This is a genomic window from Polymorphobacter sp., from assembly GCF_051860865.1.
In the GTDB taxonomy this organism is placed as follows: domain Bacteria; phylum Pseudomonadota; class Alphaproteobacteria; order Sphingomonadales; family Sphingomonadaceae; genus Sandarakinorhabdus.
Genome location: NZ_JBIMKZ010000110.1, coordinates 1 through 6,021, shown reverse-complemented (window position 1 = coordinate 6,021; position 6,021 = coordinate 1). Strand labels below are relative to the sequence as shown.

Genomic DNA, 6,021 nt, shown 5'->3' with positions numbered 1-6,021 from the left:
TACTCGAACTTGTCGACCGCCTTCATCAGGCCGATATTGCCTTCCTGAATAAGATCAAGGAATTGCAGGCCGCGGTTGGTATATTTCTTGGCGATCGAGATCACCAGCCGCAGATTGGCCTCGACCATTTCCTTCTTGGCGATCCGCGCCTCGCGCTCGCCCTTCTGGACCATGTTGGTGATGCGGCGGAACTCGCCCAGCTCGACACCCGTCGATTCGGCGATCTGCGCGATTTCGCGGCGGATATCCTCGACATGGCGCGCCTCGGTCGCGGCAAACGCCGCCCAGCGCTTGTCGATCCGGCCCACGCGGTCGAGCCAGCTCTCGTCGAGCTCGTTGCCGCCATATTCATCGATGAACTGCTTGCGGTTCAGCTTGTGCTTGTCGGCCAGCTTCATCATGCTGGACCCGAGCGTCAGCAGCCGCCGGTTCTCGGTGTAGAGCTGGTCAACGAGCAACTCGATCTTGCCATTGTTGAAATGGATCGACTGGACGCCGCGCGTCAGCTCCTCGCGCAGCTTGTGATATTTGCGCTCATCGGCCGTCGGAAAATCCTGGTTCAGGGCCAGGGCCGAAAGGCGGCTCTCCTGAAGCTTGAAGAATTTCTTGTAGGTTGATGTAATTTCAGCAAATTTCTCAAGAGCGGCAGGCTTCAGCACCTCTTCCATCGCGGCCAGCGACAGCGTCTGGTCCTCGTCATCATCATCGGCAGGGCGCGGCGTACGCCGCTCGGTCATGCCGTCTTCCTCGTCGGGCGCAGCGACCTCGGCCTCGGGCTCCTCGTCCTCCTTGAACTGGACGGTGGGCAGGTCGCTGCCGTCCTCGCCCTCCTTGCCCTCGGCTTCACCCTCGACCGGGTCCTTGGCCAGCATCGCTTCGAGATCGAGGATCTCGCGCAGCTGCATCCGGCCTTCATTCAGCGCGTTCGACCATTCGATCATCGCGGTGAAGGTCATCGGGCTCTCGCAGAGCCCGGCGATCATCGTGTTGCGGCCGGCCTCGATCCGCTTGGCGATGGCGATCTCGCCCTCGCGGCTCAGCAGCTCGACGGCGCCCATCTCGCGCAGATACATCCGCACCGGGTCATCGGTCCGGTCGAGAGGAGCCTTGGTAACGGTCGCGACGGGGGAGGGGCCCAGCTCGCCATCGGCGGGCTCCGGCTCGTCTTCCTGGGCGGCGGCGGTCTCACCGTCCTCGGCGGCCTCGTCATTCTCGATGATGTTGATCCCCATCTCGGAGAGCTGGGCCATCACATCCTCGATCTGCTCGCTGGACATCTGGTCCTGCGGCAGCGCCTCGTTCAGCTCGTCATAGGTAATATAGCCGCGCTTCTTGGCGCGGGTGACCATCTTCTTGATCGAGGCATCGTTGAGATCGAGCAACGGCGCATCGGCGCTGTCCACCTTGGCGTCAGCTTCGTTCGTCGTTGCAGTCGCTTTTGCCATTCGTGCCATCCCATGCCTGATGTCTTGCCCGACGCAATCCGAAGAACGCATCACTGCCGAGGCCGTCATGCGCGAATCGTAACGCTCTAGTCGGCGCGGTCCGATTCCGCCAGCCGCATAAGCGTTGCGTGCAGCGCGTCGCGCTCCTGCCGCAGTCGCTGCTGCCGCAGAAAATCGGCCTCGCTACCGCTGCCGACAAAGTCCCGCGTCGCACGCGCCAGCGCCGTCTCGATCTGTGGCCGCTCGACCACGCACCGCAACAGGCTGGCAAATTCCGCTTCCAGCACCTCCCGGCTTTCCGGCCCGGCGGCCACACAAAAACGCATCCGCAAGCGATTGGCACGACACAGGCTGTCTGCAGCACCGGCCAATCCCTCCGCCTCAAGGTGGGGGCGCAGCGCAGCCGCTTCAAGGCCCGGTGTCAGCGCTGCAGCAGCCAGCACGGCATCGCGCAACCGGGCCGCCCGCCCGTCGCCGAGCATCAGCCCGGCCACCGCTTCGCCATGCCGGTCCGCCAGCCAGGGGTTGGAGACCAGCCCCGCCACCAGCGCGAGCTGTTCGGGCGTGTCGCCGCCCGCCGCCGCCTGGGCCTTCAGCGCGTCGGACACCGGCATCATTGCCAGTGGCCGCCCGCCCGGACCGCGGAACGGCGCCGTCCAGGGCGCGGCCTTCGGCGCCACCCGCCGAGCCAGATAGGCGGCGTCGAACCGCTGGTCGAAATCCGCACGATAGAGGGCCCGTACATCGGGATGGGCGATCGTCTCGCAATGCTCGCGCAACCGCGCCCGGATCGCCGCGCGGGCCTCGGGGCTGGTGCCGGCCTCGCCACCGGTCTCGGCGCGCCAGACATGCTCGGCCAACGGCGCCGCCGCCGCCAGCACCGCCTCGAACGCGGCCGCCCCGCCGCGGCGGACCAGGTCGTCCGGGTCCTCGCCGGGCGGCAGGGTGGCGATCTGCAGGCTCTTGCCCGGCGCCAGCAGCGGTAATGCCCGCAGGCAGGCCCGCAGCGCGGCCCGGCTGCCGGCGGCATCGCCGTCGAAGCAGAGGATCGGCGCATCGACCAGCCGCCAGGCCAGCTCGAGCTGCGCTTCGGTCATCGCCGTGCCCAGCGGCGCCACCAGCTCGTCGATTCCGGCGCCGGCGACGCCGATGACGTCCATATAGCCCTCCACCACCACCAGACGCCCCGCCTTGCGCGCGGCCGGCCCGGCGCGGTCGAGATTGTAGAGCAGCCGCCCCTTGTCGAAGAGCGGACCATCGGCAGAGTTCAGATATTTCGGCAGCACATCGCCCAGCGCCCGGCCGCCGAAGCCGACCACCCGGCCGCGCCGATCGCGGATCGGGAACATCAGCCGGCCCCGGAACCGCTCGAAGATCCGCCCGTCATCACCCTTGCCGAGCAGCCCGGCCGCCAGCATCCGGGCCTCTTCGGCGCCGGACAGCGCCGCCTTCAGCCCCTGGCCGGGCGCAAAGCCCAGCCCGAACGCCGAGACCATGCCCGCCGAAACGCCGCGCCGCGCCAGATAGGCCCGCGCCTCGGCCCCCGCCGGCGCCGCCAGCTGCTGGCCGAACCAGTCCGCCGCGCGCCCGGCCAGCGCCATCAGTTCCTCGGCCTCGCTGCTGCGCTGCTGGGCCTGGGGGGAGGCGGCGGGCACCTCCATCCCGGCCTGCGCCGCCAGCTGCTTCACCGCTTCCATGAACGGCAGCCCCTCCTGCTCGGTCAGGAAGCGGATGACATCGCCATGCGCCCCGCAACCGAAGCAATGGTAGAACCCCTTGTCATCGTTGACATAAAAGCTCGGCGTCTTCTCGTTGTGGAACGGGCAGCATCCCTTCCACTCCCGCCCGGCGCGGACGAGCTTGACCCGGCGCGCCACCACCGGCGACAGCGCCACCCGCGCCCGCAGCTCATCGAGAAAGGCCGGAGAGAGGCTCACGCCCCCAACGCGGCTTTCACCATCCCGCCGGCCTTGCCCATGTCGAGCTGCCCGGCATAGCGCGCCTTCACCTCGGCCATCACCCGCCCCATGTCCTTGACACTGGTGGCGCCCAGCTCGGTGACCAGCGCGACGATCGCCGCCTGCGCCGCCCCGGCATCCATCTGCTTGGGCATGAACGCCTCGATCACCGCGAGCTCGGCCGCTTCCGCCGCCGCCAGCTCGGGCCGGTTGCCCTTTTCATACATCTCGATCGACTCACGTCGCTGCTTGGCCATCTTCATCAGCACGTCGATCACCACCACGTCATCGTCGCCCTGCGCGGTGCCGGTGCGCAGCTCGATGTCGCGGTTCTTCACCGAGGCCTGGATGAGCCGCAACGCCGCGGTACGGGGCGCATCCTTGGCCTTCATGGCCGCGATGGTCGCGGCCTTGATGTCGTCTCTGAGCATAACTTTCCTAACCTTGCAGGGTGATGCACCCTAGCCTTACGCGCCTACAAAGAATAGATTGACGCGCAGGGCTTCGGTCCCTAACTCGCCCACCGTTTGTCCACCCCAACGCACAAGGAAGCACCATGGCAGCAGCGCCCGCGCCCGCCCAACCCAGAGGCGCGACCGCAGTTCTGGTGCTCGCCGATGGATCGGTGATCTGGGGGCAGGGGTTCGGCGCAGAGGGCGTGGCGGTCGGCGAGGTCTGTTTCAACACCGCAATGACCGGCTATCAGGAGGTGATCTCCGATCCCAGCTACGCCGGCCAGATCATCACCTTCACCTTCCCCCATATCGGCAACGTCGGCGCCAACCAGGACGACATCGAATCGCCCAATCCCCATGCGCTGGGCTGCGTCGTCCGCGAGCCCATCACCCCGGCCGCCTCGTTCCGCTCGACCCGCAACTTCGATGACTGGATGCGTGCTTGGGGCCGGATCGGCATTTCCGGCGTCGATACCCGCGCGCTCACCAAGCGCATCCGGGGCAGCGGCGCTCCGAACGGCGTCATCGCCCACAACCGCGTCGGCAACTTCGATCTGCGCCGCCTCCAGGCCCAGGCCGCCGGCTGGCCGGGCCTGGAAGGCATGGACCTCGCCAGCGTCATCAGCGCCACCCAGAATTACGGCTGGGACGAGGGGCTGTGGACGCTCGCCGGCGGCTATGCGCTCAACCACAGCAACACCAACGGTCCGCATGTTGTCGCCATCGACTATGGGATGAAGCGCAACATCCTCCGCAATCTCGTCGCCGCCGGTGCCCGCGTCACCGTGGTGCCGGCGCTGGCGACCTATGAGGACATCATGGCGCTGAAGCCGGACGGTATCTTCCTGTCGAACGGCCCCGGCGATCCCGCCGCCACCGGCAGTCACGCCGTCCCCGTTATCCAGAAGCTGCTCGGCGCCGGCACGCCGATGTTCGGCATCTGCCTCGGCCATCAGCTGCTGGCGCTGTCGGTGGGTGCCCGCACCATCAAGATGCACCAGGGCCATCGCGGCGCCAACCACCCGGTCAAGCGGCTCGACGATGGCCGCGTCGAGATCACCTCGATGAACCATGGCTTCACTGTCGATACCGACACGCTGCCGCCAACCGCCCGCGCCACCCATATCTCGCTGTTCGACGGCAGCCTCGCCGGCCTGGAGCTGACCGACAAGCCCGCTTTCAGCGTCCAGTACCATCCCGAAGCCAGCCCCGGGCCGCAGGACAGCCATTATCTGTTCGAGAAGTTCGTCGCCGGTCTGGGCCGCGCCGCATGACCGGCCTGCCCGAGATCGACCCCGCCCGCCTCGCCGAGGAAATGGCCGCAGACGAGAGCGTGATCGTCGAGCTTGCCGCCAATGGCGACATCGAGACGCTGCCGCGCACCATCGACATCCACTTCAAGGGCGACCGCGAGGCAATCGAGCGCCTCGCCCGCGATGCCCCGGTGCTGGGCTTCCGCTTCATCGACTTCGGCGAGTTCGAGGACGGCGATATTGCCGCCGACCTCCAGGTCGATGGCCCGGTGACCCGTGACGCCCGCACCGCCCTCATCACCCGCGCCCTCCAGATCGAGATCAGCCACGGCGTCGAATTCGACGGCTGGGGCTGCGCGCCAGAAACCGGATCAGACGAATAATGCCCAAGCGCACCGACCTCCAGTCGATCCTCATCATCGGCGCCGGCCCGATCATCATCGGCCAGGCCTGCGAATTCGATTATTCGGGCACGCAGGCTCTGAAGGCGCTCCGCGCCGAGGGCTATCGGATCATTCTCGTCAATTCCAATCCGGCGACGATCATGACCGATCCCGAGCTGGCCGACGCCACCTATGTCGAGCCGATCACCCCGGAGATCGTCGCCAAGATCATTGAAAAGGAGCGCCCGGACGCCATATTGCCGACCATGGGCGGCCAGACCGCGCTCAACACCGCGCTGGCGCTGCACCATGACGGCACGCTCGAGAAATATGGCGTGGAGCTGATCGGCGCCGATGCCGAAGCCATCGACAAGGCCGAGGACCGCCTCAAATTCCGAGATGCGATGGACCGCATCGGCCTCGAATCGCCGAAAAGCCGCATCGCCCACAGCGTTGCCGAAGCGCTCGACGCACTCGAATTCGTCGGCCTGCCGTCGATCATCCGCCCCAGCTTCACCATGGGCGGC

At 67.1% G+C, this 6,021-nt stretch carries 5 protein-coding genes and 1 pseudogene; 3 read left to right on the top strand and 3 right to left on the bottom strand.

Going from position 1 to position 6,021, the window contains the following annotated elements:
- From ACTIFJ_RS14545 to ACTIFJ_RS14535, 3 genes are all read right to left on the bottom strand, one after another.
- Positions 1-1,445 (bottom strand): RNA polymerase sigma factor region1.1 domain-containing protein (locus ACTIFJ_RS14545; RefSeq protein ID WP_439534830.1); only part of this gene is annotated, 1,445 nt, incomplete at its 3' end.
- A gap of 86 nt (positions 1,446-1,531) precedes the next feature.
- Positions 1,532-3,382, bottom strand: a complete 1,851-nt coding sequence (gene dnaG / locus ACTIFJ_RS14540) for a DNA primase (protein WP_439534829.1) — start codon at positions 3,380-3,382, stop codon at positions 1,532-1,534.
- Positions 3,379-3,834: a GatB/YqeY domain-containing protein gene (locus ACTIFJ_RS14535; RefSeq protein WP_439534828.1), complete on the bottom strand. Its 456-nt coding sequence runs from the start codon at positions 3,832-3,834 to the stop codon at positions 3,379-3,381. Before ACTIFJ_RS14535 ends, dnaG begins: the two co-directional genes overlap by 4 nt.
- Before the next feature lie 125 nt (positions 3,835-3,959).
- Here ACTIFJ_RS14535 and carA point away from each other — a divergent pair, with 125 nt between their 5' ends.
- The 3 genes and pseudogenes from carA to ACTIFJ_RS14520 all read left to right on the top strand — a co-directional run.
- Complete coding sequence (gene carA, locus ACTIFJ_RS14530) at positions 3,960-5,132, top strand: glutamine-hydrolyzing carbamoyl-phosphate synthase small subunit (protein WP_439534827.1); 1,173 nt, start codon at positions 3,960-3,962, stop codon at positions 5,130-5,132.
- Positions 5,129-5,494, top strand: a complete 366-nt coding sequence (locus ACTIFJ_RS14525; protein ID WP_439534826.1) for a ribonuclease E inhibitor RraB — start codon at positions 5,129-5,131, stop codon at positions 5,492-5,494. Before carA ends, ACTIFJ_RS14525 begins: the two co-directional genes overlap by 4 nt.
- Positions 5,494-6,021: pseudogene (locus ACTIFJ_RS14520) on the top strand (carbamoyl-phosphate synthase large subunit); the annotation flags it as partial. The gene ACTIFJ_RS14525 and the pseudogene ACTIFJ_RS14520, both read left to right, overlap by 1 nt.